Origin of the sequence: Streptosporangium saharense (genome assembly GCF_014203715.1) — a bacterium.
Taxonomy (GTDB): Bacteria; Actinomycetota; Actinomycetes; order Streptosporangiales; family Streptosporangiaceae; genus Streptosporangium; species Streptosporangium saharense.
Map to the genome: position 1 here is coordinate 318,684 of NZ_JACHJP010000001.1, position 24,686 is coordinate 343,369.

A 24,686-nucleotide genomic window follows, 5' to 3' on the forward strand; every position below is an offset into this window, starting at 1 on the left:
TCTCCGAAACGGGAACCTCTGGCTTCTCGGGCACGTCCACATTGGCAAAGGGGGAGGCGATCCACGGTGGATGACATCGCGAGACTGATCGGCTTCGAAGCGAAGATCGCGTCACAGGAGGCGCTGGCTCGCGGCGGTGACCTGGAGAGGGCCGACGCGGTCCAGCTCGTCAGGTTCTGCCCGACGCTGATCACCGCGGAGGTCGACGACGACGCCGCGTGCGTACGGTTCCAGATCGTCGACGAGGACCTACGCTGGCACTGCACCTGCGAACCAGGCAGAAACGGCGACTTCTGCGCCCACTGCGTGGCGACCGCCAAATCGGTCGCCAGAGCCGTCCGCCGAACAGAAGCCGCCCTGATCCCCAACGCCTGACGCCCCCACGGGCGCCCCTCTGACACCCGGCCCCTCACACGAACTTCCCAGGCGCCGGATCTCACCCACCTGCCGCGTGATCACCGTCGGCAGGACGAATACCAGCGCCCAGGCCGGGAGCGTCCATCTCGCCTTCGGCGTCTTCCGCACACGGCGGCTATTGGGGCTGTGTCCAGGTGCTTGATCGTGATCTTCCAAGTGCGATGAGCGCCTCCGACCTCATCGACCTGACCGACGCGCCGGAGGTCACGTTGCGAACCCTTCAGGGTGATGAGCGACCTACGGTCAAAGGGGCTTGACCTGATGGGCAGGGCGGGTGGCGCTGGGAAACCCCAGGCAATCCACGTTCTGGAGGCCGCAATCTCATGCAATCTCCTGACGACACCTTGCCTCTCACTCCTACCTTCATCCTCAAGGATCCTGATTCCGTCCAGGAAGACCAGTGCCCGAAGCTTGTACCCGCACGAGTAGGCGCACGTGGATCATTCAGGCCTGAGGTCACAGGCCCGAGCGCTGGCCCCGCACGAAGGACTCGGCGAGACAACCGATGACTTCATGGACGTGATCGCCCGAACCTACGTGAGGGAGAGGTATGGACTTGGTATCCCTGGCTGAACGCCGAGCGTTGATTCCCGGCGTCAGCCGTGAGGCGCTCCACCTTGAGGCCAGGGACAACTACGGCGTTGACGCCGAGCTGTTCGCACGGTGGCGTGCCGGTGATCGCGAAGAGGTGTCCAGGTTTCTCAAGCCGTGGTGCGACGAGGTGAGGGTGGGAGTCGCGGCAGGCAAGGTCTACCGCCGTGCGTGCGTCGTCTCCGAGCCGCTCTCCGAGCATCAGTGCTTCATGCGCGAGGTGACGATTCAGGCTTCGTCGGAGCCGAATGTGGTGAAGTTCTGCGCCGACATCTTCGCCGGGCTCTGGCCTTTGGCGATCCCGCACGGCGAGTACCGGTCGACCTGATCGCTGCCACACATGTCAGGACAAGCAGCGCGCAAGGCATTCGCCCTTCGCTTGAGGGATCTACGCCTGGACGCTCGACTCAGCGGGCGTCAGCTTGCCGCAGCGACGGGTATGCACCCGTCCAAGGTCTCTCGTATCGAGCACGCCCGGCAGAACCCCACAGAGGGTGACATACGCGCATGGTGCCGGGCGTGCTCGGCGGAGGCACAGATACCCGAGCTGATCGCGGCTCATCGTGAAGTTGGGCAGACGTGGCTGGAGCACCGCCGAGTACTGCGCGCGGGCTTCAGGCACCAGTCCGAGCGCAACCGACCGCTGTACGAGCAGAGCACGTTGATCCAGGTATATGAGCCGATGGCCATCCCTGGCTTCCTCCAGGCTCATCACTACATCCGAGCCTTACTCGATCCCATCGCGCGGTTCCACGGAATGCGGGACGACCTGGACACAGCCGTTGAAGGTCGGCTGAATCGGCTTAGGGTCCTGACGTCAGGAATCACGCGGTTCTCGTTCGTCGTCGAAGCGACAGCGCTGTACACGGTGTTTGGCGACCAGGAGACCATGAAGGCCCAGTACGACTTCCTCGTGACGGCCACGCGCCTGCCCAATGTCTCGTTTGGCGTCATCCCGCTGGGCCAGACCAGGAAGGACATGTGGCCAGGCGGTGGCTTCTACATCTATGACGACCGCCTGGTCCGGTGCGAGCAGTGGACCGGGCTGTACCAGACCGAGCGCCCGGAAGAGATCGCCACCTTCCTGAAGATCTTCAGGTTGCTGCGTGAGCAGGCCGTTCACGGAGATGCGGCACGAACCGAAATCGACGCCGCACGCACACATCTGCAATCTCGGGAAACTTCTTAGCCGTGGTCAGTTCCAGGAGTCCGGGCCGCCTGTCAGGTAGCGATGTAGGGCGCTGGCTGTGGGGGCCGAGCGCACCTGGGTGTGCCGATCCCTTCGTCAAGGTGTCAGAGGGAAGCCGCTCCTCCTGGCTGTTGTACGCGGTAGAAGATCTTCCCGTTGTGCGGTTGGGCACCCAACGCGGCGTAGAACGCCAGAGCGGCAGGGTTGTCATGATCGGCGGTCCACTCCACGCGCGAACACCCCGTCTCTGCGGCGGCCTGCCCGAGTGCATCCATCAGCGCACGTCCCACACCCCGCTTGCGGGCATCGGGCCGGACGAACAGTTCTTTCAGATACAGCGACGCCTCGGCTCCGGCCGCAGGCCACAGAAACGAGTAGGAGGCCATTCCGAGCACCTGGCGGTCCTCTGCCCGTGCCAACAGGACATGAGCGACCGGATGCGTCCCGAAGAGCAGTGCGGTGATCTGGTCGGCGTACTCATCATTCGAAGGGGTGCCGCCGTAATACGCCTCGATCTCACCGATCAGCTCAGCAAGGATCGGCACATCAGCACGTACGGCTCGCTCTACGCTAATCATCTGACCGTTTTTCTCCTCAGTAACCAGCACAAGCTAACAACGAGGAACAACCTTCAGAGATATATGTTGGCCTGGGCGTTGACGATGTGCGGGGCGTCGTCCACGTCGACGACCACGGCTCCGATCTCACGGGGGCGATGAGGACTTTGGACCACGCAGGTGGCACCATCCACGATGAGGACGTTTCTCTCTGGCCGGATTGTCCAGAGTGTGGTCTCTCCTGAGCGGTTTCCTTGGTCGAGAAGGCATTGTCGCCCCGTGGTGAAGGGTGTGGGCCGTAGCCTGAGGGAGGTGTTGACACTCCCGGAGGTGCTGGGTGTATGACGATCAAGCCACCATCGGAGCCCGGCTGAGGGCGCTGCGCCGCTGGCGGAGGATGAGCCTGGAGCAGCTCGCCGGACAGGCCGGGCTGAGTAAGAGTTTTCTGTCGATGGCTGAGCGCGGACAGCGCATTCTCGACCGCCGTTCTCATATCGCCGCGCTGGCCTCGGCCCTGCGGGTCTCGGAAACCGAACTCGTGGGCGCCCCCCACCTTGGCAGGGATCCTGAGCAGTCCGGTCCGCACAGGGTTGTGCCCGTCCTGCGCGCGGCCCTGACCGGTAACACTCTTGACGACCCGGCCACGGATCAGGCGCGCCCTCTCGATGCCCTGCATAACGTCCTTTTTGGCGAAATAGCCGATATGCGGGACTCCGCAGATTACGTGAGCCGCGCGCAACTCGTGGCTCCTGTCATCGACGAGTTGCACTGGCACGTGGCCACAGGAGGCGAGGCGGATCGTCGTCGCGCGCTGAGGTTGTTGGTTGAGGCGTGCCACGAAACCGGGGTGACGACCCTGAAGGCGCTCGGACATCCGGACCTGGCCTATCTCGCGGCGGCAAGGGCGAACGAGGCGGCCACGCTGCTGGATGAGCCCCTGACGACCGCCTACGCGGCCTACCTGCGGGCGAGGGCCATGCCGAAGGGCGACTGGGATCGGCCTCTGCGGATCGCCTCGGCCGCCGCCGACCGCCTTGAGCCGCACAGCAGGTCGAGGGACGCGGGCGAGCTGTACGGCATGCTGCACCTGACGGCGGCGCTGTCGGCGGCGGCCATCAGCAGGCCCACTCTCGCCGCAGACCACCTGGCCGAGGCGCGGAGTGTGGCGGTACGGCTGGGCGAGCGTCAGAACGCGTTCGGCACCTTCGGCCCCACCAACGTGGCCCTGTGGGGCATCGCCATCGCCATGGAGCACGGTGACTACGGTCAGGCCGTCCAGGTCTCGTCCGGGGTGGTGCTCGGGTCGATGCCGAACAAGGAGCGGCGCGCGGTCTTCCACGCCGACCGTGGGCGGGCGTTCGCCCATCTGAAGGGTGAGCTTCCAGGCGCGGTCACCGAGTTGAGGAAGGCTGAGCACATCGCTCCTCAGATCATCCGCAACAACCCTGTCGTGCAGGAGACGGTGCTTCATCTTCTTGGCCGTCCGCTGTCCGCCGCTCTGGGGCGGGAGGTTCGGGGCATGGCCGCCCGTATGGGCATCCCGCACTGACCGCATCCGGCCAATCCAGCCGGAGTTCACACCTGTGAACTCCGGCTGTTCTCGTCTGGCTACGTTCCGTGTCCATGGGGACCGACGCCACCTTCCACCTTGAGCGGCTACGCGCCGAACTCATCGGCCGCTCATGGGCCGCCGACGTTCTCGGCACCGCGCAACAGCCGGTTCTGCGCGTGCGCAACCCCGCCGAGGCGGAGATGCACGACGAGGTCGTGTGCCAGGACAGTGCCTTCCTGTGGGCGTGGGGCGGACTCATCGGGCCAGTCACCAATCTCATCGACGTGACCGACCGAATCATGTTCGTGCTGCGAGAGGTCGCTCCCTGATGCGCGTTGACCACCCGGCACCCGTGGCGCCTGGACGGGTCCCTGATCACAAAGGAGTGAGCCCCATGGAGAACGCCAGATCTGCGAACCAGGCGATCCCGGGATGGCGCCTGATCGTCAGTGACACCGGGCGGTACTGGGCCATCCGCAACCGGGCCTTTCCGCGTACGGCACTGCGGGCCGGGGTGGAACCGGCGGTGGACGCCGACACCTTCGAGGAGGTTCAGGCCGCCGTCGCCACGCAGGAGGAGAAGGCCCGTGACGCGGTGGCCAAGGAGGTGACGACGTGATCGGGCGCTCCCGGCCCGGTGGGCGCCACCGTGATGGGCAGGCTCACATCCCGGTGTATCGGCGGGTGTGGGATGGCCCTGCTCGGGCTGAGGCTGAGGTGCTCGACCAGGCGTGCTCTGGGTGGGCGGTGCTCTACAGCCTGAGTGAGCGGCGGTTCTTCGGTCTGTGTGCCTGGCCTTCCCCGCAACCGGTGATCCTCAGTGACGACACCGCCGAAGGGTTGGAGCAGCGGATGCGGGAGGCCGAGACGCTGCTGATCCTCCACATGCCGCCCGCCGAAGATCAGTTGGGGAGGGCGGCATGATGCCACGCCTCACGTCACCGGGTCCAGCGTTCGGTGTCGCACGTCGAAGTTGCGACGCCGTGCAACAGGCCCACCCCGACTGGCTCGTGTTCCACAACTCGGCGACCGGGCTGTGGAGCGCCTACCGCAGCAGGCCGGAGCCCAAGAAGGTGCTGCTGGTGCGGGCTGAGTCGGTTGAGGAGTTGGACCGCAAGCTGGCCGCCCAGACGTCCCCGGTGGTGCCGCCGAGTATCCGGGCCGTGGCCGTTGCCCGTGCTCTTCAGGCTCGGACCGCCCATGGTCTCCAGGCTGCCGCCACCGCCCGGACCGTTCGAGCTGGTCAGCGGCCTGTCGGACTGCGCAGGTTGCTGCGCTCTTGAAGCCCGTACGGCGGGCGGCGGAACTCATGCCTGCCGTACCTCATGAACGTGCGGCTCAGTCTGGAGGGGTCTGAGCCGCACACCCTCGCAAGGCGGCTCCCACACACGTCGGGACATGACAGGACGTGTTGGGGAAGGGGGAGCCGTCTCGCGCACCGGCCCCGGGACACGGGGCCGGTCCTCCTCCAGGGTGCCCGGCCCGTGCTCCCCGGCTCGGGGCCGGGCACCCGCTCTTGACTCCCACCCCTGGAACACGCCCGGAACACGCCCGGACGTGCTGGAACACCCCCGAACACGCCCGGAACAGGGACGACCATGACCGAGGACGAATACGAGCAACGCGTGATCAACGTGCTTATCAGCACCCACCCCGGCTGGCGCTACGAACAGCACGACCTGCCCGGCCTTCCCCGATGGTGGGCCATCCGCTACTACCCACTCCGCCCCGACCAGCGAAAGGCCGGAGCCCGGGACGTGCTGGGCCGTACCAGCCTGCGCCGGTTGGTCAGCGCCCTGGCACACCACGACAAGATCCTCCACAACCTCCGCTACTGAAGGCCACGCATGCCGTACAAGACAAAGAAGGCCGTCAGCCCCGACGGGACCTTCGCCACAGGAGAGACCACCGACCGGCTGCTCACCCCCGGTGAAGTCGCCCATATCTTCGGTGTGGACCCCAAGACCGTCAACAGGTGGTCCCTCACCGGGAAGATTCCCTCGATCAGGACGCCGAGCGGGCAGCGCCGCTACCGACAGACCGACATCGACGCCCTCATAGCTCCCGGTCAGGAGTCCGGGAGCAGGACCGAGAGGTAGGCGGGAGAGGGGGTGTCGTCGGCGACGGCGTCGACGAGGACGGACCGGATGCCCTCGAAGGCGGCGGGGTCGGCTTCGCGGAGGACCGAGGAGCGGGTCCAGACCAGCAGGTGTTCACCCGCGGGCAGCCACTCCAGGTCGGTGAGGGAGTCGTAGAGCGCGTCGAGATTGTGGCCGAAGTAGTCGGGGAACGACAGGGCGTCGGCGATGGCCGACATGGCCTCGGCGGAGGTGGTGATCCCCGAGCCGTCGACCCGGTGCGCGAAGGCGTCGCCGTGTTCGGTCTCCACCTCTTCGGCGACGCCGGGCACCTCGGGGACCTCGGTGATCCTGGAGACCTTCGGCGCTCCCGAGGGTGTCTCGACGATCTCCGTCGCCCGCGCGACCCCCGGGTCCTGCTCGCCACGGATGGCCCGCAGGGTGCGCAGGGTCTCCTGGGCGGCCGGTCCCTCCTCGAACGTTCCCCTGGGCAACGTCGGTCACCTCCGTACGTCGACGATGACGAAAGTCCGGTAATGGTCGCCGGTGTAGTAGAGCTCCCGGGTTCCGTCGCCGCTGATCAGGCGTCGGGCTCCCCGGTCGCGGCTGCCCGGGGTCGGGACGGTGTACTCGTGGTAGTAGCCGCGCTCCCTGATGGGCAGGCGGCGTTCCCGGTTCTGGAAGACCACGCCGTCACGGGGGTAGGGGAAGGGGCCGCCCCGCTGGATGAGCCGCCAGGTGGCGGCGGCCTCTGGGGGCAGCGCCGCGAGTGCCCTGGTGGGCAGCGTGCCCTGGGCCTGCGGGCTTGGGCGCTTGGTCGGGGTCGTGGCGGCGGGGGCGCTGCGGGCACCGGCGGTCTGCTCGACGGCGGTGCATCCGGACAGCGACATCACCAAGGACAGCGCTGCGGACGCGATGAGTGCGGCGGTTCCCCGAGGTGTCACCTGCCCAAGCTACCCGTGAGCACGTCAGGAAAAACGGTCGGGGGCGTGTGGTGGGCGGCAAGGATTCGACAGACATTGTCTAGTTGTCAGACAATGTCCGAATGAAGTTCGCCGTCGTCGCCGCAGCCATGCTCTGGGGGACCGCGGGCACCGTGGGGATGCTCGCCGCCGGGGTCGATCCCGTGTCCCTGGCCGCCGCCCGCCTGGTCATCGGGGGGCTGGTGCTGGTGGTCGCCGCCCGCAGGCTCCTGCCCCGGCTGCCCCGGGGAGGTCAGCTTCCGCTCGCCGCCCTGGCCGTGGCCGCCTACCAGCTCTGTTTCTTCGCCGCGGTCGACAGGACCGGGGTTGCCGTGGGAACCGTGGTCGCCATCGGCAGCGGACCCGTCTTCACCGGCCTGCTGACCTGGCTGCTCGACGGGCGTGCGCCGTCGGGGCGCTGGGCGGCGGCGACCGCGGCGGCGGTGGCGGGCTGTGCCGTACTGACCGGTGGGGGTGGGCAGGTGCGGCTCGACGGGGTGCTGATCGCGCTGCTCGGCGGGTTCCTGTACGCGTTCTACGCGGTGAGCGCGGCCAGGGTGATCGCCACCGGGGTCCCGTCTGACGTGGTGATGGCCGCGATGTTCGGCGGGGCGGCCCTGGTGATGCTGCCCGTGCTGCTGTGGACGGGGACGGCCTGGCTGGCGGAGCCGCGCGGGCTGGTCACCGCCGTCTACCTCGGCTGCGTCTCCACCGCGTTCGCCTACGTCCTGTACGGCAGGGGCCTGCGGGTGACGCCGGTGGCCACCGCGGCGACCCTCTCCCTGGCCGAGCCCGCGGTGGCCGCGCTGCTCGGCGTCGTGGTGCTCGGGGAGCGGCTCACGTTCCTGTCGGCCTGCGGCCTGGCCCTGCTGGGCGTGAGCCTGGTGGTGGTCGCCCTTCCCGAGCGCGGGGCGGCGTTAGGGTCGTCGGCGTGACCGTTCCCCTGCGCCCCGTCTCCGCCGTGAACGCCCTCGCCGACGCCCTGCGCGGGCGGGTGCTCTCCGGGGAGATCTCCCCGGGCACCTCGCTGCCCGAGCAGGAACTCTCCGCGCTGTACGGCGTCGCCCGGCCAACGGTCAGGGAGGCGCTCGCCGTACTCGTGCACGAGGGGTTGCTCAGGCGGGAGCGGCACCGCAGCGCGCAGGTCGTCGAGGTGACCGTGGCCGACCTGGACGACCTGATGTTCGTGAGGCGTCCGCTTGAGGACCTGATGGCGAGCACGCTCGCCGGACGCAGGGTCGCGGAGGCGGACGCGGCGCTGGGCAGGATGGCCGCGCTGCCCGCCGAGGCTCCCTGGTCGGAGATGGTCGCCGAGCACATGGCGCTGCACCAGGCGCTGGTCGTGGCGGTCGGCAGTCCGCGTCTCGAACGCCTGTACGGCTCGCTCGCCGCGGAGACGCGCCTTGGTCTGGTACGGCTGCGCGCGGTCTATCCCGACCGGGAGGTGCTGGTGGCCGAGCACCGGGAGCTGCTCGACGCGATTGGTAAAGGTTCTCCGGAGGAGGCGAGGCGGGCGGTGGCCGCGCACCTCGATCACGGCTGGGGCGAATGAGGCTTGCACCGGGCGCCCGGTAGTCGTCACAATCGCGGCCATGCACGGCAATTCAGTGCCGGACTCCTACGTGTACGTCACCGAGGAGGGCGTGGCCCGTCACTACGCTGACGGCAGCGTTGACGCCCTCGCCTGGGAAGACGTCGTCGAAGTTCGTGTGGAGGGGGACTCGGAAACCGAGTCGGACATACTGTACATTTTGCTTGACCGAGGTGGTCAGGGGTGTGTGGTGCCCAAGTCGGCGACTGACACCACCTTCCTTGCGCGCCTGCGGTACCTGCCTGACTTCGACGTGGAGCGGCTCGGTGAGGCTGTCGAAGGCCTCGGTGAGGGTCACGTGGTGGTTTGGCGTAGTCCCGATCCTCCCAGCCCGTTGCCCGACTTCGAGTACGACTGACCGTCGTACGGGTCCGGCACGCCCCAAGCCAACCAGGTGGTAATCGTGCACGTATGGACCGTTCCGTCAAGGTGCTCTCTCTGTCCCTCTTCGGCCAGTAGTGGACAGTAAGGCTGTATTCCCCTGCCCAGGGATGATCACTAGGATTTCAGTGGGTTTCCACGCTCCTGGTGCATTCGGGAAAGCTGTCAACCAATGAAATGAGATGCGCGTCCCGTTACCTGGTAACGATGGGGCATCTGGGTGGGGTGGTATGAGAGTGGGGACAGAGGAGCCCGCTGCTACGCTCCTCGAAAATTCGGTGCGGACCGCTCCAAGCATCTGGACGCGATCCTACGCACGGATCTTGCTGGCCGGTGATCTCGCGTGCGCGGTTGTCGCATGTGAGGCGGTCCTCGGGGTCCGACTGTGGTTCGGCGCTTTCATCCCCAGGACGGAGGCGCTGTTCGGGCTCGGTCTGGCCTTGGTATGGCCCCTGTTCCTGGCGATCGGCGGCGCCTACCGTAAGCGTGCGCACGGCGAGGGGACAGAGGAGTTCCGGGCGGTTTTCGACGGCGGGGTCGGACTGACGGCCGCCGTCGCGATCGGTGCGTACGCCACGCAGACCACGATCGCCAGAAGTTTCGTGATGGCCATGCTCCCCCTGGCGCTGGTGCTCACGATCGCCTTCCGCTACTGGATGCGCAAGCGGCTCCACCGCAGGCGCGCCCACGGCGAATACATGCGCCAGGTGGTGGCCGTCGGCCACCGCGAGTCGGTGCTCGACCTGGTGATGCAACTGCGCAGGCAGCCCCACCACGGCATGACCGTGGCGGCCGCGTGCCTGCCTTCAGGACCCGAGGACATGGACGTGGACGGGATTCCCGTGCTCGGCGGCTTCAGCGACGTCCCCGCGGTCGTCGCCAAGGTGGACGCCGACGCCGTGGCCATCCTGGCCTGTCCCGAGTTGGACGGCGTCGCGCTGCGCCGGATCGCCTGGGGCCTTGAGGACGCGCGGACCGACCTGTTCGTCGCGCCCGCCCTCATGGAGGTCGCGGGACCACGCATCAGCATCCGTCCCGTCGCCGGGATGCCGCTGCTGCACGTGGAGCATCCCGAGTTCGACGGCGCCAAGCAGCTCGCCAAGAGCCTGTTCGACAAGGCCGCGGCGGGCTTCGCACTGCTGCTGCTCGCCGTACCGATGCTGACCATCGCGCTGCTGATCAGGGTGACCAGCCCTGGGCCGGCACTGTTCCGGCAGGTCAGGGTGGGTCGGGGCGGCAGGGAGTTCGACGTCGTGAAGTTCCGCACGATGGTCAACGACGCCGAACGCCGCAAGGTCGAACTCCAGCAGAGCAACGAGTTCGACGGGGTGCTCTTCAAGATGAGGAACGATCCAAGGATCACCCGCGTGGGGGCGTTCCTGCGGCGTTACTCCCTTGACGAGCTGCCCCAACTGCTCAACGTGGTCCGCGGGGAGATGTCCCTCGTCGGCCCGCGCCCGCCGCTGCCGAGCGAGGTCGCCCAGTACGGTGCCGACGTGCGCCGCCGCCTGGTCGTCAAGCCCGGCATGACCGGCCTGTGGCAGGTCAGCGGCCGCTCCGACCTGAGCTGGGAGGAGTCGGTCCGGCTGGACCTTCGCTACGTCGAGAACTGGTCGCTCTTCCTTGACCTGCAGATCCTGTGGAAGACCTGGAGCGCCGTCATCGGCGGAGAAGGGGCCTACTAGCAGTGAAAGCTCTCGTGCTCGCCGGGGGGTCGGGCACCCGGCTCCGGCCCATCACCCACACCTCGGCCAAACAGCTCGTCCCGGTGGCCAACAAGCCCGTGCTCTTCTACGGGCTCGAAGCCATCGCGGCGGCCGGGATCACGGAGATCGGCATCGTCGTCGGTGACACGCAGGCGGAGATCGAGGCGGCAGTCGGTGACGGCTCAGATCTCGGCCTGCAGGTCACCTACCTGCGGCAACAGGCGCCACTCGGACTCGCGCACGCGGTGTTGATCGCCCGTGACTATCTCGGCGAGGACGACTTCGTCATGTATCTCGGCGACAACTTCATCGTCGGCGGCATCGGCGACGTCGTCGGCAGGTTCACCAGCGACAGGCCGGACGCGCAGATCATGCTCACCCAGGTCGGCGACCCCAGGCAGTTCGGCGTCGCCGAGCTCGACGCGGACGGCAGGGTCGTCGGACTTGAGGAGAAGCCCGCCGAACCGAAGAGCGACCTCGCGCTCGTCGGCGTCTACCTGTTCACCCCGCTGGTCCACCGGGCCGTGGCCGAGCTGAAGCCGTCGTGGCGTGGCGAACTGGAGATCACCGACGCGATCCAGTGGCTCATCGAACGGGGTCACCGGGTCGAGTCGTCCGTGATCTCCGGCTACTGGAAGGACACCGGCAACGTCACCGACATGCTGGAGGTCAACCGGCTGGTGCTCGAATCCCTCGAAACCCGCCTCGAAGGCCGCGTTGACGACGTCAGCGAACTGATCGGCCGGGTGGTCGTCGAACCGGGGGCCGTGGTCGAACGCTCCCGCATCGTCGGCCCCGCGATCATCGGCGCCGGAGCGCGGATCGTGGACAGCTACGTCGGCCCCTTCACCTCCATCGCCGCCGACTGCGTGGTGGACGGCAGCGAGATCGAGTACTCGATCGTGCTGCCCAGGTCGTCGATCTCCGGGGTCTCCCGGATCGAGGCCTCGCTCATCGGTCACGACGTCGAGGTGACCCCCGCCCCCAACACCCCCAGAGCCCACCGCCTCGTGCTGGGCGATCACAGCAAGGTGCAGATCAGCTCATGAAGGTTCTGGTCGTCGGGGGGGCCGGATTCATCGGCTCCCACTACGTTCGCACGCTCGTGGCGGACGGTGTCTCGGTGACGGTGCTCGACAAGCTCACCTACGCGGGCAACCCCGCGAACCTGCGGGGCGTCCCGCACACGTTCGTGCTCGGCGACATCTGTGACGCCGAACTGCTCGCCGAGGTGGTCCCCGGGCACGACGTCGTCGTCAACTTCGCCGCGGAATCACATGTGGACCGGTCCATATCGGGGGCCGGGGAGTTCGTCAGGACGAACGTGCTGGGCACGCAGACCCTGATGCAGGCGTGTCTGGAAGCCTCGACCCCCAGGGTCGTGCAGGTCTCGACAGACGAGGTCTACGGCTCGATCGACGTCGGCTCCTGGGCCGAGGACGCGCCGCTACGGCCCCGCTCGCCGTACTCGGCGGCGAAGGCGGGGGGCGACATGATCGCCCAGGCCTACGCGATCACCCACGGGCTGCCGGTCTCGATCACGCGCTGCGGCAACAACTACGGGCCCAACCAGTATCCGGAGAAGGTCATCCCGCTGTTCGTCACCAACCTCCTGCAGGGGCGCAAGGTGCCGCTGTACGGCGACGGCGGCAACGTCAGGGACTGGATCCACGTCGCCGACCACTGCGCGGGCATCAGGCTGGTCGCCGAGCGCGGCGAACCCGGGCAGGTCTACCACATCGCCGGTACGGCGGAGCTGACCAACGTCCAGCTCACCACCCTGCTGCTTGAGGCGTGCGACGCCGACTGGGACATGGTCGAGCGCGTCGAGGACCGCAAGGGCCACGACCGCCGCTACTCGCTGGACGACTCCCGGCTGCGGGCCCTCGGCTACCGGCCCTCGGTGCCGTTCGAGCGGGGTCTGGCCGCGACCGTCCGGTGGTACGCCGACAACCCCGACTGGTGGAAGGCCGCCGCCGAGGCCCAGGACCTGACCGCCGAGGAGAAGATCGCCCAGGAACGGGCAGTCGCCGGGGAAACCAGATGAGCCGATGGCTGGTCACCGGCGCCTCCGGCATGCTCGCGGCCGAACTGCTCGGCCTGCTGCGCGCGCGGGGGGAGTCGGTCATCGCCCTCACCAGGGACGATCTCGACCTGCGTGACGGGCGGGCCGTACGGGACGTGGTCGCCGGGCACGGACCGGACGTCGTGGTCAACTGCGCGGCCTGGACGGCGGTTGACGACGCCGAGACGCACGAGCGGGAGGCGCTGGCCGTCAACGGGCACGGCGTGCGGGCGCTGGCCGAGGCGTGCAAGCACGTGGGCGCGCTCATGATCCAGCCCTCGACCGACTACGTCTTCGACGGCACCGCGGTCGAGCCGTATCCCGAGGACGCGCCGACCTGCCCGGTCAACGCCTACGGCAGGACCAAGCTCGCCGGGGAGCGCGCCGTACTCGAAACGCTGCCGGAGACCGGCTACGTCCTGCGAACCGCCTGGCTGTACGGCGCGGCGGGCGGCAACTTCGTCAGCACGATCGCGGGCCTGGAGAGGACCAGACCGGCCTTGGACGTCGTGGACGACCAGCTCGGCCAGCCGACCTGGGCGGGCGACCTGGCCACCAGGATCGTCGAGCTTGTCGGGATCACCCCGGAACCCGGCGTCTACCACGCCACCTGCTCGGGCCAGGCGAGCTGGTACGAACTGGCCAGGGAGATCTTCACGCTCCTCGGCGCCGACCCCGAGCGGATCAGGCCGGTCTCCTCGACGGAGTTCCCCCGCCCGGCGCCGCGTCCCGCCTACAGCGTCCTGGGCCACGACCGCTGGACCACCGCGGGCCTGCCACCGATGCGCGACTGGCGAGAGGCCCTGAGAAGCTCAAAGGTCCTGATCAGTGGTTGAGTTGTTTTTGCGTCGCCTTCGGCGCCGCGAGGGCTTGGGCGCTGCGGGCCTGTGCTTTCCCTCGTCGCTCATCCGCTGGCGCTCCTTCGCTCCTCAGTCCAAGCACAGGCGCGCCCAAGCCAAACTCCTCACGCACGGCACCGGTAAAGCCAAACACTTCACGCTCGGCGTCGCGAGTACCGGGTCAGGCGCGGGCGGCGAGCTTTTGGTAGTACGCCACACACGCCTCGTAGGTCGGGAGCAGGCCGGTCTCCAGGGCCTCCTTGAGGGTGGGGGCGGCGGCGTCCTTTTCGGACAGGAGCGGGGTCAGGTCCGTGGGCCAGTCGATGCCCAGGTCCGGGTCCAGGGGGTTGATCCCGTGCTCGTGCCCCGGGGCGTACGGCTCGGAGCACAGGTAGGAGACCGTGGCCTGCTCGCTGAGCGCCATGAAACCGTGTCCCAGCCCCTCGGCGACGTAGAGGCCGCGCCGGGACTCCTCGTCGAGCCGGACGGTCTCCCACTGGCCAAAGGTGGGCGAACCAACGCGGATGTCCACGACGACGTCGAGGATGGCCCCCGACAGGCACGTGACATACTTCGCCTGTCCGGGCGGAACGTCCGCGAAGTGGATGCCGCGAAGGACGCCGCGCCGGGAGACCGAGCAGTTGACCTGGGCCAGGTCGATCGCGTGGCCGACGGCCTCCCGCAGGTCATGGGCGCGGTAGGTCTCCAGGAAGGCGCCACGCGGGTCGGTGTGGACACGCGGGGTGTGGCACCAGGCTCCGTCGATGCTCAGGGGTTCCATGGGCGGAAGCATGACACAGCGCGTCGCTGTAACACCCCAGGACCGTTGGGCGAAATCCTAGGGTTCGCCCTCATTGGAACGATCTTGCAAGTCACCGGTCGAGCCGCGTCGCGCGGCGAGGGAGCGTATTGATGACAACGTGCCGCCTGTGCGGGTCAGCGAGTCTTGCCAGCGTGGTCGACCTCGGGGCGACGCCGCCCTGCGAGTTGTTCCTGACCGCGGAGCAGGTCGACGAGCCGGAGACGACCTACCCGCTGCACCTGAGGGTGTGCACCGGGTGCTGGCTGGCGCAGATCCCGCCGCTGATCACGCCCGAGGACACCTTCACCGAGTACGCCTACTTCTCCTCCTACTCCACCTCGTGGGTGGAGCACGCCAGGCGGTTCGTGGACGGCGCGGCCGGGCGGCTCGGGCTCGACGAGAACTCCTTCGTGGTCGAGGTGGCCAGCAACGACGGCTACCTCCTCAGGCACGTCGTCGACCGCGGTGTCCGCTGCCTGGGCATCGAGCCGTCCAAGAACGTCGGCCAGGCCGCCAGGGACAAGGGTGTGCCGACGGTGACGGCCTTCCTCGGCCCGGAGACGGCAGCCGAGGTGCGCGCCGAGCACGGTCCCGCCGACCTGGTGGTCGCCAACAACGTCTACGCGCACATCCCCGACGTCATCGGGTTCACCCAGGGGCTGCGCGCGCTCGTGGCCGACGACGGCTGGGTCTCCATCGAGGTGCAGCACCTGCTGACGCTGATGGAGCTCAACCAGTACGACACGATCTACCACGAGCACTTCCAGTACTACACGGTCGCCTCCGCGCAGCGCGCCCTCGCCTCCGGCGGGCTGGCGCTGGTGGACGTGGAGCTGCTGCCCACGCACGGCGGCTCGATCCGGCTGTGGGCGCGTCCCCAGGAGGTCGCGGGCGAGCCCACCTCCCGGGTGGTCGAGGTGCTCGCGGCCGAGAAGGCGGCCGGGCTGCACGAGCTGTCCGGCTACGCCGAGTTCGCCGCCCGGGTCGCGAAGGTGCGGCGGGACCTGCTCAAGTTCCTCGTCGAGGCCGCCGAGCAGGGCAAGACCGTGGTGGGCTACGGCGCCCCCGGCAAGGGCAACACGCTGCTCAACCACTGCGGGATCCGCCCCGACCTGCTGCGTTACACCGTGGACCGCAACCCGTACAAGCACGGCAGGTTCACCCCCGGCACGCGCGTTCCGATCGCGGCGCCAGAGCGGATCGCCGAGGACCGGCCCGACTACGTGCTGGTGCTGCCGTGGAACCTGCGCGAGGAACTGACCGCCCAGCTCTCCTACGTCGGCGAGTGGGGCGGGCGCCTGGTCTTCCCCATCCCGAACCTGGAGATCGTCGAGGTGAACCCGTGAAGGTCGTCCTCTTCTGCGGCGGATACGGCACGCGGATGCGCAGCGGCACCCCGGGCGACGTGCCCAAGCCGATGCAGCTCGTCGGCCCCCGGCCGCTGATCTGGCATGTGATGCGCTACTACGCCCACTTCGGCCACACCGAGTTCATCCTCTGCCTCGGGTACGGCGCGCACCACATCAAGGACTTCTTCCTCAACTACCAGGAGACGATCTCCAACGACTTCGTCCTGCGCGGGGGCGAGGTGAAGCTGCTGTCCACCGACATCTCCGACTGGTCGATCTCGTTCGTGCAGACCGGGATCGACTCGCCGATCGGTGAGCGGCTGCGCCGGGTCCGCGACCACCTCGACGGCGACGAGATCTTCCTGGCGAACTACGCCGACGTGCTCACCGACGCGCCGCTGCCGGAGATCGTGGACCGCTTCACCGCCTCGGGCGCCGGAGCCTCGATGATGGTCGTCCCGCCCGCGGAGACCTTCCACTGCATCGAGGTCGGCGAGGACGGCATGGTCGGCGGGATCACCCCGGTCAGCGACATGCCGCTGTGGATCAACGGCGGCTACTTCGTGCTCCGCCAGGAGGTCTTCGACCACATCCCGCCCGGCGGTGACCTCGTCGCCGACGGCTGCGGGGAGCTGGCCAAGCGGGGACGGCTGCTCGCCTACCCGCACCGGGGCTACTGGAAGCCGACCGACACGGTCAAGGAGCGCATCGCCCTGGACGAGGCCTACTCCCGGGGCGACCGGCCGTGGGCGCTGTGGGAACGTGAACAGGCGGTGCGGGCACGATGATCGGTTTCCGTCCTCCCACGGTCGGCGGCGTCGTCCTGCTGGCCGCCCACTGCGATGATCTCGCCATCGGCGCGGGCGGTAGCCTGCTGACCCTCTGCTCGGCGCGGCCCGGTCTCAGGGTCGACGCCCTGGTGCTCTCCGGCGGCGGCACCGAGCGTGAGGAGGAGGAGCACGCGGCGCTGACGGCCTTCTGCCCCGGGGCGGACCTTCGGCTGACCGTGCTCAAGATGCCCGACGGGCGGCTGCCCGCCAACTGGGAGGAGGCCAAGGCCGCGGTGGAGGACCTGCGCTCCAGGACCGACCCCGACCTGGTCTTCGCCCCGAACGCGGCCGACGCCCACCAGGACCACCGGGGCCTCGCCAAGCTGGTGCCGACCGCCTTCCGCGGTCACCAGGCGCTCGGCTACGAGATCGTCAAGTGGGACGGCGACCTCGGGCGGCCCTCGGTCTACCAGCCGCTGACGCCCGAGGTGGCCGAGGCCAAGGTGACCCTGCTCCAACAGCACTACCCCTCACAACGGCAACGCCCCTGGTACGACCGCGAGGCGTTCCTGGGACTGGCCCGCATCCGCGGCATCGAGTGCCAAGCGCGCTACGCGGAGGCGTTCTACACAAGCAAGCTGACTCTCGACCTGGCTGGAGGATGAACCGGATGCGTGTGCTGCTGACCGGGCACCAGGGCTACCTGGGAAGTGTGATGGCCCCGGCACTCGCCGAGGCGGGCCACGAGGTGATCGGCCTGGACTCCGGTCTGTTCGCCGACTGCCTGCTCGGACCCGCGCCGGCCGACCCCGCCGGACACCGGGTCGACCTGCGTGACGTCACCGCCGAGCACCTGGCCGGGATCGACGCGGTCATCCACCTGGCCGCCCTGTCCAACGACCCGCTCGGGTCGCTGGCGCCCGAGCTGACCTACGACATCAACCACCACGCCTCGGTGCACCTGGCCAGGCTGGCCCGCGACGCCGGGGCACGAAGGTTCCTGTACGCCTCGACCTGCTCCGTCTACGGCGCCTCGGGCGGCGACGAGCTGGTCGGGGAAGAGGCGCCGCTGCGTCCGGTCACGCCGTACGCCGAGTCCAAGGTCAGGGTCGAGGACGACCTGACCGCGCTGGCCGACGACGACTTCACCCCGGTCTTCATGCGCAACGCGACAGCGTTCGGGTTCTCGCCCCGGCTGCGCGCCGACATCGTGCTGAACAACCTGGTCGGCCACGCCCTGCTGACCGGGGAGGTGCGGGTGCTGTCCGACGGCACCCCGTGGCGTCCGCTGGTCCACGCCAAGGACATCGCCGAGGCGTTCGTGCTGGCGCTGACCGCCCCCAGGGAGGCCGTGCACTCCCGGGCGTTCAACGTGGGCACCGAGCAGAACAACGTGACCGTCGCGGACATCGCCGCCGAGGTCGCCGAGGCGGTTCCCGGCTCCACGCTGGTGATCACCGGTGAGGCGGGCGCCGACCCGCGTTCCTACCGGGTGGACTTCTCCCGCATCCGTGCCGCGCTGCCCGGCTACGAGGCGAGTTGGAGCGTCAAGGCGGGCGCGGCCGAGCTGGTGGACGCCTACCGGAGGTTCGGGATGACCGAGGACCTGTTCAGGAACAGCTTCACCCGGCTCGCCAGGCTGGCCGCCAGGAGCGCCGACGGCACGGTTGACGAGACACTGAGACCGCGTGAGGCGGGCGTCGGTGACAACTGACGTCCCCCAGACGGCAGCAGGGGAGAGCCGCGAGACCGAGGGCCGTGAGATGCACGCCCTGGTCGAGCGGCTCTACCCGCTCTGCAGGAGCATCACCGGCGACGGGCTGCGCCGTACGCTGGAGATCGTCTCCGGGGAGATCCCGCTGGAGATCAGCGAGGTGCCGACCGGCACCGAGGTCCTCGACTGGACCGTGCCCAGAGAGTGGAACATCCGCGACGCCTACGTCAAGGACGCCTCGGGCGACAGGGTGATCGACTTCGCCGAGTCGAACCTGCACGTGGTCGGCTACAGCGTGCCGGTCTCGGCGACCATGACCCTCGACGAGCTGCGCGGGCACCTGCACACCCTGCCCGACCAGCCGGACCTGATTCCGTACCGCACCAGCTACTACGCCGAGACCTGGGGTTTCTGCCTTCGGGAGAACACCCTGGCGGCGATGGGGCCGGGGCCGTACGAGGTGAAGATCGACTCGACGCTCGCCGACGGCCACCTCACCTACGGCGAGCACGTCGTGCCGGGGCGCAGCACGGACGAGGTAATCATCTCCTGCCACGTCTGTCATCCCTCACTGGCCAACGACAATCTCGCGGGCGTGGCGGTCGCCACCCGTCTCGCCCGGCGGCTCGCGGAGAGCGACCCGCACTACACCTACCGGTTCGTCTTCGCGCCGGGAACCATCGGCGCGATCACCTGGCTGGCGCGCAACAGGGAGCGTGTGGACCGGGTCAAACACGGTCTCGTGCTGGCCTGCGCGGGCGACAGCGGGTCGCTGACCTACAAGCGCAGCAGGCGTGCCGACGCCGAGATCGACAGGGCGGTCCGCCACGTCCTGCGGTCCTCGGGGCGCGAGCACACGGTCGTGGACTTCTCCCCGTACGGCTACGACGAGCGGCAGTACTGCTCGCCCGGGTTCAACCTGCCCGTGGGATCCCTCACCAGGACGCCGTACGCCGGATACCCGGAGTACCACACCTCGGGCGACAACCCGGACTTCGTCTCGCCCGAGGCGATGGCCGACACGCTGGAGACCTGCTGGGAGGTGACGCGGGTGCTCGAAGGCAACCGCCGCTACCTCAATCTCAGCCCGTACGGCGAGCCGCAGCTCGGCCGGCGGGGCCTGTACGGCTCGCTGGGGGGGCGCAGCGACACCAAGCAGACCCAGATGGCGATGTTGTGGGTGCTGAACCTCTCCGACGGGGAGCACACCCTGCTTGACATCGCGGAACAGTCAAACCTGCCCTTCGCCACCGTGGCGGAAGCGGCACAAGCCCTGCGTGGTGCAGGACTCCTCAAGGAGTAGTGGAGATGACGCGGTTGCAGGCCGTCACGGAACCCGGGGTGCTCAACCTCCGGGTTGGGGAGACGGTTGAGGTCCTGAGCGAGGCCGAGATCATGGCCACGCTGGACGAGAGGGGAGAGCTGGACCAGCTTCCGTTCATGCCGGAGATGCTGGCCTTCTGCGGGAAGCGGCTCACGGTGCACAAGGTCGCATACAAGCTGTGCGACACCATCAGCCGCAGTGGCATGCGCAAGATGGAGCGCGCCGTACACCTCGCGGGGGCGCGGTGTGACGGGTCGGCGCACGGCGGGTGCCAGACGGCCTGCCTGATGTACTGGAAGGAGGCCTGGCTCAAGCGGGTCGATCCCAACGACCCTCCGGCGCCGGAGCCTCCCAAGGAGTCGGGTGGTCTGGCGCAGGGCCGCAAGCTGCTGCCCATCCTGGAGGTGGCGTCCAGGAAGGAGCCGGGGCCCGACGGCGGGGAGCGGTTCTCCTGCCAGGCGACCGAGCTGCTGCGCGCGGCGCCGACCTGCCTGCCGCTGAAGGACATGCGGCAGTACGTCATGGACGTCAGGACCGGCAACGTGGGGGTCTTCTTCTCGTTGCGCGGGCTCTTCGTCGGGGTTTTCAACAGGTTCCAGGAGCGCAGCAAGCGCACACTGCCCAAATGGTTGCTGATCAGGGGCGGTCTGCGCTGGGGCTTCGTCAAGGGCGCGCTGGTCGGCGCGACCCCGAACGCGACGCTGGACCTGAAACCGGGTGAGCTGGTCAGGATCAAGTCCAAGCAGGAGATCCTCAAGACCCTCAACCAGGACCTGCTCAACCGTGGTCTTGGCTTCGAGGAGGAGATGGCCCGGTACTGCGGGCAGACCGCGAGGGTTCTTTCGCGGGTCGACCGGTGTCTGGACGAGCGGACCGGCGAGATGCTGGAGATGAAGAGCTCCTGCATCGTGCTTGAGGGCGTGGTCTGCGCCGGTGCGTACAACGTCAGTTGCCCCCGGGAGTTCGTTCCCTTCTGGCGGGAGATCTGGCTTGAGCGGGTCGAGGAGCCCGTCTGATCCGTCGGACCTGTGAGGGTGGCGGCGGTTCGGCGGGCGGACGGTGAAAGGTAAGAAATGGAAGACACACAGGGCGCGCGGCCCGCGGTGGTCGACGAGGACCACGACGCGGCGGACAGGACCGCCTCCCAGGTGGGGGAGATCGGCCGCCAGGCCGGTCGCGGCCTGCGCTGGAGCGTGCTGGGCAACCTGGTGATGAAGGCGGGCTCGTTCGCCATGAGCCTCGTCCTCGCCCGTCTGCTCGTGCCCGAGGACTTCGGCGTCTACGCCATCGCCCTGGCCGCGAGCCAGTTCGTCATCTACATCAACGACGCCGGAATCATCGCGGCGACGGTGCAGTGGCGGGGCAAGCTTGAGGAGATGGCGCCGACGGCGACGGTCGTTGCGATCACCTCAAGCACCGCCCTGTACGTGATCTTCTGGATCTTCGCCCCCTACTTCGCCGAGTTGTCGGGCAGCGAGAGCGCGACCGGGGTGATCCGGGTCCTCACCGCGGTCAACCTGGTCTACGGCCTGACCGCGGTGCGCAGCGCGGCGCTGCTGCGCAGGTTCGAGCAGGACAAGCTCACCAAGGCCAACCTGGTCGGTTTCCTGGTGACCGCGCCGGTCGCCATCACCCTGGCCGCCAACGGCGCCGGGGCCTACAGCTTCGCGTGGGGCCAGCTCCTCGGCGCCGTCGTCACCGGGGTGCTGGTCGTCCTGTACGCCAGGGTCAAGATCGGCTTCGGCCTCGATCGCGCCATGGCCAAGAAGCTGCTGGTCTTCGGCCTGCCGCTGTGCGTCACCCTCGGCATCGAGGGCGTGCTGCTCAACATCGACTCCGTCATCGTCGGTGACGCCCTCGGCGCCAAGGAGCTTGGCTACTACCTGCTGGCCTTCAACATCTCAAGCTGGGTCCCCGGGCTCGTGGGTACCGCGGTGCGCTACGTCGCGCTGCCCAGCTTCTCCAGGCTCGCCGAGCAGGACGGCGACTCGGTCTCCGAGGGCGTGCAGCGGGCCGTGCCGCTGCTGCTGTCCATCGTGCTGCCGGTCGGCGTCCTGCTGGGCACGCTCGCGCCCGCGGTGATCGCCTTCCTGTACGGCGCGCGCTGGGAACCGGCCGCCGCCGTGTTGAGCTTCCTGTCGATCCTCATGGTCGTGCGGATGCTGACGGCGCTGGTCGTGGACATCCTGGCCGCCATGGGCTCGACGAAGGCCACCATGTGGCTCAACCTCGGCTGGGCGGTCGCGCTGATCCCCAGCCTGATCGTGGGCGCCAACATCGGCGGCATCCGCGGCGCGGCGATCGGGCACGCGGCGGTCGCGCTCGTGGTGGCTCTGCCGCTCGCGGTGCTGACGATGCACCGCGCGGGTGTCGTCCTGGCGCCGATCCTGTCCGCCCTGGTGCGCCCGATCATCGGCGGGGTGCTCTGCGCCGCCGTCACGCTGGCGCTCACCTACTTCGTGGACGGCATCCCGTTCGTGCACCTGGCCGTCGCGGGTGGGGCCGGGCTGCTCGTCTACGTCCTGGTCGTCGTGCCGCAGGCCGTACTGCGGCAGCTCGGTGGCCGGGTGACCGCTCTGATCCCCGCGCGCTCACGCTGACGTCGATGACGTCCGCGCCGACCCGAGAAGGAAACGGATGCATTCCTCCGACACGCTGGTGTCCATCGGACTTCCCGTGCGCAACGGCGCCTCCAGGCTGGAGGCCGTGGTCAGGTCGGTGCTGGCGCAGGACCACGAGAACCTCGAACTGCTGATCTGCGACAACGCCTCGACCGACGGCACCGAGGAGCTGTGCAGGGAGCTGGCGAGCGCGGACAAGCGGATCGTCTACCACCGCCAGCCGGAGAACGTCGGCCTGCTCAACAACTTCATCCACGCGGGCAGGGCGGCGCGCGGCACGTTCCTGCGCTGGATCGGCGACGACGACGCGCTTGAGCCGTCCTGCCTGTCCCGCGCGGTTCAGGCGTTCGCCGAGGACGAGCGGCTCATCCTCGTCACGACGCAGGTCTCATACACCGATCCGGACGGGACGGTCCAGACCGAGCGCTACGAGCGCCCCGGCCTCGGCTCCGACGACCCGGTCGAGCGGCTCGGCGAGATGCTGCGCCTGCTCACCGAGAGCCACCTGCTGATCGACCCCCTGTACGGCCTCATGCGCCGCGAGGCCGTGGTCGGCATCCCCCGGCGCAACATGCTGCGCGAGGACGAGGTCTTCGCCTGCAAGCTCGCGCTGGCCGGGCCGTGGGGGCACGTCAACGAGGTGCTCGCGCACCGCAACTGGAAGCACGAGAGCCTGGGCACGATCAGCCGCCGCCTCGGCGTGCCCGGCTGGCAGGCGCACTTCTCCACGACGCTGCAGTGCAGGGAGATCCTGCGCTGGCTCGACGAGATCGACCTCACCCCCGAGCAGCGGCGCCGGGCGCGCGGGGCCGTACACCAGATGTACGCGCGCCGTCAGCGGAGCGTGGTGTCCCGGCGCAGCCGCAAGCTCGTACGGCTCGCCACGGGGGCGCTGCGGGGCCGTACGGGCTGACCTGGGGTTCTCTCAGTGAGAGCTCTCCGCGGGCGCCTCGGCGGGCACCGGGGCGCTGGAGCGCTCCACCGGGGAGCGGGAGAGCCTGGCCCGGATCGCCCCGCGCAGCTTGGGCCAGCTCCGGTGGCGCTGGAACGGCAGCTCGAAGACCGCCGCGAACAGCCAGGCCACGACCAGCGCCAGCGGCACCGACAGCGCCGTGCCCAGCAGGAAGGCGGGCAGCCCCGTGGACACCCGCGGGGCGACCACCAGCAGGAAGACCGTCACGACGATGGGCGCGTGGATCAGGTAGAGCGTGTAGGAGAAGGAACCGAGGCTGCGGATCGGCCGCAGGTCGAGCAGCCTGATCAGGACCTTCGCCCTGCCGGTCGCGATGGCGGCCAGCGTCAGGCCGACGGCCGGGCCGAGCGCGATGTCCATCCAGAAGAAGTTGCCGACCGTCCACTCGGAGCCACGCACGAGGATCACCGCGAGCACCGGAAGCACGGCCGCCAGGGCGAACCACTGCCAGGGCAGCCGCCGTACCCGATCACCCGCGGACAGCACACCGGCGGCCACGACCCCGATCGCGAACAGCACCGCGAACTGGGGGGTCAGGCGCAGCAGCATGCTCACCACGTGCACGCTCGGCGCCAGCAGGCCGATCACCGCGACGACGGCGGTGACGGCGGCGAGCATCACGACCGCGCCCGCCCTGCGCAGCATGATCAGCATCAGCGGGAAGACCAGGTAGAGCTGGGCCTCGACGGCGATGGACCAGAAGGCCCCGTTGGGGCTCGGCGCGCCGAAGAGGTCCTGGACCAGGAGACCGTAGACGAGCACGGACTTGGCGGTCGGCACGCCCTCTCCCGGCTGTGCCGCCAGGGTCCAGGCGATGACCAGGCTGAAGACCAGGGCCGCCCAGTAGGGCGGCAGGATGCGCCAGGCGCGCCGACGGGCGAATCTCCGCAGACCGCCCAATTGCCATCCCGACCTGGCGGGGGAGACCGCGAGGGAGAAACCGGACAGTACAATGAACACCACTACGGCAAAGTGTCCGTAAAGCAGAAATCCCAGCCAGGCCGGTCCGGTACTGGCCGGAAACCCGGGAAAGGCCATCAGCCAGCAGTGGTGAAGCATGACGAACAGGGCCGCCACGCCCCGGATACCGTCCAGACCCGCGAGCCTGCCGCGTCCCGTGGGAGTCTCCGGCCGGCTTCGCTGGGGGTCCTGGTGGGACGACCCCATCCGATCAACTCCCGTCTTGGGCCCTCACGGGCTCCTGG

At 68.7% G+C, this 24,686-nt stretch carries 30 protein-coding genes; 25 read left to right on the top strand and 5 right to left on the bottom strand.

The window, feature by feature from the left end:
* The first annotated feature begins 66 nt into the window (after positions 1–66).
* The 3 genes from FHS44_RS01560 to FHS44_RS01570 all read left to right on the top strand — a co-directional run bounded on the left by FHS44_RS01560 (position 67) and on the right by FHS44_RS01570 (position 2,197).
* On the top strand, positions 67–375 hold the full coding sequence (locus FHS44_RS01560) for a hypothetical protein (protein ID WP_184712046.1): 309 nt from the start codon (positions 67–69) through the stop codon (positions 373–375).
* Between the two features lie 592 nt (positions 376–967).
* Entirely contained in the window at positions 968–1,336 is a 369-nt protein-coding gene (locus FHS44_RS01565; RefSeq protein WP_184712047.1) for a DUF6879 family protein, read from the top strand.
* Between the two features lie 12 nt (positions 1,337–1,348).
* Entirely contained in the window at positions 1,349–2,197 is an 849-nt protein-coding gene (locus tag FHS44_RS01570) for a helix-turn-helix domain-containing protein (protein ID WP_184712048.1), read from the top strand.
* Positions 2,198–2,301: 104 nt separating this feature from the next.
* Here the strand turns inward: FHS44_RS01570 and FHS44_RS01575 are convergent, their stop codons facing one another.
* The gene (locus tag FHS44_RS01575) at positions 2,302–2,775 is read right to left on the bottom strand and encodes a GNAT family N-acetyltransferase (protein ID WP_184712049.1); all 474 of its coding nucleotides are present in this window, start codon (positions 2,773–2,775) and stop codon (positions 2,302–2,304) included.
* 316 nt (positions 2,776–3,091) lie between these two features.
* Here FHS44_RS01575 and FHS44_RS42860 point away from each other — a divergent pair, with 316 nt between their 5' ends.
* From FHS44_RS42860 to FHS44_RS01610, 7 genes are all read left to right on the top strand, one after another.
* Positions 3,092–4,303 carry a helix-turn-helix domain-containing protein gene (locus FHS44_RS42860; protein WP_184712050.1) on the top strand — a complete coding sequence of 404 codons (1,212 nt, stop codon included), beginning with the start codon at positions 3,092–3,094 and terminating at the stop codon, positions 4,301–4,303.
* A 74-nt stretch (positions 4,304–4,377) separates the two neighbouring features.
* A complete protein-coding gene (locus FHS44_RS01585; RefSeq protein ID WP_184712051.1) occupies positions 4,378–4,635 on the top strand; it encodes a hypothetical protein in 258 nt (85 codons plus the stop codon).
* 65 nt (positions 4,636–4,700) lie between these two features.
* Positions 4,701–4,925 (top strand): hypothetical protein, encoded by a 225-nt coding sequence (locus tag FHS44_RS01590; protein ID WP_184712052.1) that lies wholly within the window; start codon positions 4,701–4,703, stop codon positions 4,923–4,925.
* A 98-nt stretch (positions 4,926–5,023) separates the two neighbouring features.
* Positions 5,024–5,230, top strand: a complete 207-nt coding sequence (locus tag FHS44_RS01595) for a hypothetical protein (RefSeq protein ID WP_221460283.1) — start codon at positions 5,024–5,026, stop codon at positions 5,228–5,230.
* A gap of 59 nt (positions 5,231–5,289) precedes the next feature.
* A complete protein-coding gene (locus FHS44_RS01600) occupies positions 5,290–5,589 on the top strand; it encodes a hypothetical protein (RefSeq protein ID WP_184712054.1) in 300 nt (99 codons plus the stop codon).
* Between the two features lie 315 nt (positions 5,590–5,904).
* Positions 5,905–6,144 (top strand): hypothetical protein, encoded by a 240-nt coding sequence (locus FHS44_RS01605; protein WP_184712055.1) that lies wholly within the window; start codon positions 5,905–5,907, stop codon positions 6,142–6,144.
* 9 nt (positions 6,145–6,153) lie between these two features.
* Positions 6,154–6,405 (top strand): BldC family transcriptional regulator, encoded by a 252-nt coding sequence (locus FHS44_RS01610; protein WP_184712056.1) that lies wholly within the window; start codon positions 6,154–6,156, stop codon positions 6,403–6,405.
* Here the strand turns inward: FHS44_RS01610 and FHS44_RS40060 are convergent.
* Both FHS44_RS40060 and FHS44_RS01620 read right to left on the bottom strand, forming a co-directional pair.
* Entirely contained in the window at positions 6,375–6,878 is a 504-nt protein-coding gene (locus tag FHS44_RS40060; protein WP_221460284.1) for a barstar family protein, read from the bottom strand. The genes FHS44_RS01610 and FHS44_RS40060 overlap by 31 nt on opposite strands.
* A 6-nt stretch (positions 6,879–6,884) precedes the next feature.
* Positions 6,885–7,328, bottom strand: coding sequence for a guanyl-specific ribonuclease (locus FHS44_RS01620; protein WP_312863498.1), 444 nt, complete (start codon positions 7,326–7,328; stop codon positions 6,885–6,887).
* A 101-nt stretch (positions 7,329–7,429) separates the two neighbouring features.
* On the opposite strand from FHS44_RS01620, the gene FHS44_RS01625 reads away from it, so the two are divergent.
* The 7 genes from FHS44_RS01625 to rfbD all read left to right on the top strand — a co-directional run bounded on the left by FHS44_RS01625 (position 7,430) and on the right by rfbD (position 13,925).
* Complete coding sequence (locus FHS44_RS01625; RefSeq protein WP_184712057.1) at positions 7,430–8,281, top strand: DMT family transporter; 852 nt, start codon at positions 7,430–7,432, stop codon at positions 8,279–8,281.
* On the top strand, positions 8,278–8,898 hold the full coding sequence (locus tag FHS44_RS01630; RefSeq protein WP_184712058.1) for a GntR family transcriptional regulator: 621 nt from the start codon (positions 8,278–8,280) through the stop codon (positions 8,896–8,898). Before FHS44_RS01625 ends, FHS44_RS01630 begins: the two co-directional genes overlap by 4 nt.
* 40 nt (positions 8,899–8,938) lie before the next feature.
* The gene (locus FHS44_RS01635; protein WP_184712059.1) at positions 8,939–9,295 is read left to right on the top strand and encodes a hypothetical protein; all 357 of its coding nucleotides are present in this window, start codon (positions 8,939–8,941) and stop codon (positions 9,293–9,295) included.
* Between the two features lie 253 nt (positions 9,296–9,548).
* Positions 9,549–11,003 (top strand): sugar transferase, encoded by a 1,455-nt coding sequence (locus tag FHS44_RS01640; protein ID WP_184712060.1) that lies wholly within the window; start codon positions 9,549–9,551, stop codon positions 11,001–11,003.
* Positions 11,004–11,005: 2 nt separating this feature from the next.
* A complete protein-coding gene (locus FHS44_RS01645; protein ID WP_184712061.1) occupies positions 11,006–12,073 on the top strand; it encodes a glucose-1-phosphate thymidylyltransferase in 1,068 nt (355 codons plus the stop codon).
* Positions 12,070–13,071, top strand: a complete 1,002-nt coding sequence (rfbB, locus tag FHS44_RS01650; protein ID WP_184712062.1) for a dTDP-glucose 4,6-dehydratase — start codon at positions 12,070–12,072, stop codon at positions 13,069–13,071. Before FHS44_RS01645 ends, rfbB begins: the two co-directional genes overlap by 4 nt.
* Positions 13,068–13,925 carry a dTDP-4-dehydrorhamnose reductase gene (gene rfbD / locus FHS44_RS01655; protein WP_184712063.1) on the top strand — a complete coding sequence of 286 codons (858 nt, stop codon included), beginning with the start codon at positions 13,068–13,070 and terminating at the stop codon, positions 13,923–13,925. The genes rfbB and rfbD overlap by 4 nt, the downstream gene beginning before the upstream one ends.
* Positions 13,926–14,109: 184 nt before the next feature.
* Here rfbD and rfbC read toward each other — a convergent pair whose 3' ends face one another.
* Complete coding sequence (rfbC, locus tag FHS44_RS01660) at positions 14,110–14,709, bottom strand: dTDP-4-dehydrorhamnose 3,5-epimerase (protein ID WP_184712064.1); 600 nt, start codon at positions 14,707–14,709, stop codon at positions 14,110–14,112.
* 131 nt (positions 14,710–14,840) lie between these two features.
* On the opposite strand from rfbC, the gene FHS44_RS01665 reads away from it, so the two are divergent.
* Genes FHS44_RS01665 through FHS44_RS01700 form a run of 8 tightly spaced genes read left to right on the top strand, consistent with a single transcriptional unit; the run spans position 14,841 to position 23,421 of the window.
* On the top strand, positions 14,841–16,076 hold the full coding sequence (locus FHS44_RS01665) for a class I SAM-dependent methyltransferase (RefSeq protein ID WP_184712065.1): 1,236 nt from the start codon (positions 14,841–14,843) through the stop codon (positions 16,074–16,076).
* Positions 16,073–16,867 carry a sugar phosphate nucleotidyltransferase gene (locus tag FHS44_RS01670; protein ID WP_184712066.1) on the top strand — a complete coding sequence of 265 codons (795 nt, stop codon included), beginning with the start codon at positions 16,073–16,075 and terminating at the stop codon, positions 16,865–16,867. The genes FHS44_RS01665 and FHS44_RS01670 overlap by 4 nt, the downstream gene beginning before the upstream one ends.
* The gene (locus tag FHS44_RS01675; RefSeq protein WP_184712067.1) at positions 16,864–17,514 is read left to right on the top strand and encodes a PIG-L deacetylase family protein; all 651 of its coding nucleotides are present in this window, start codon (positions 16,864–16,866) and stop codon (positions 17,512–17,514) included. The genes FHS44_RS01670 and FHS44_RS01675 overlap by 4 nt, the downstream gene beginning before the upstream one ends.
* A 5-nt stretch (positions 17,515–17,519) precedes the next feature.
* The gene (locus FHS44_RS01680; protein WP_184712068.1) at positions 17,520–18,563 is read left to right on the top strand and encodes an NAD-dependent epimerase/dehydratase family protein; all 1,044 of its coding nucleotides are present in this window, start codon (positions 17,520–17,522) and stop codon (positions 18,561–18,563) included.
* The gene (locus FHS44_RS01685; protein ID WP_312863499.1) at positions 18,553–19,866 is read left to right on the top strand and encodes a DUF4910 domain-containing protein; all 1,314 of its coding nucleotides are present in this window, start codon (positions 18,553–18,555) and stop codon (positions 19,864–19,866) included. The genes FHS44_RS01680 and FHS44_RS01685 overlap by 11 nt, the downstream gene beginning before the upstream one ends.
* Before the next feature lie 5 nt (positions 19,867–19,871).
* A complete protein-coding gene (locus FHS44_RS01690; RefSeq protein ID WP_184712069.1) occupies positions 19,872–20,903 on the top strand; it encodes a hypothetical protein in 1,032 nt (343 codons plus the stop codon).
* A 57-nt stretch (positions 20,904–20,960) separates the two neighbouring features.
* A complete protein-coding gene (locus FHS44_RS01695; protein WP_184712070.1) occupies positions 20,961–22,487 on the top strand; it encodes an oligosaccharide flippase family protein in 1,527 nt (508 codons plus the stop codon).
* 37 nt (positions 22,488–22,524) lie between these two features.
* On the top strand, positions 22,525–23,421 hold the full coding sequence (locus tag FHS44_RS01700) for a glycosyltransferase family 2 protein (protein ID WP_184712071.1): 897 nt from the start codon (positions 22,525–22,527) through the stop codon (positions 23,419–23,421).
* Positions 23,422–23,433: 12 nt separating this feature from the next.
* On the opposite strand, the gene FHS44_RS01705 is transcribed toward FHS44_RS01700, so the two are convergent.
* The gene (locus FHS44_RS01705) at positions 23,434–24,648 is read right to left on the bottom strand and encodes an acyltransferase family protein (RefSeq protein ID WP_184712072.1); all 1,215 of its coding nucleotides are present in this window, start codon (positions 24,646–24,648) and stop codon (positions 23,434–23,436) included.
* Positions 24,649–24,686: the final 38 nt, after the last annotated feature.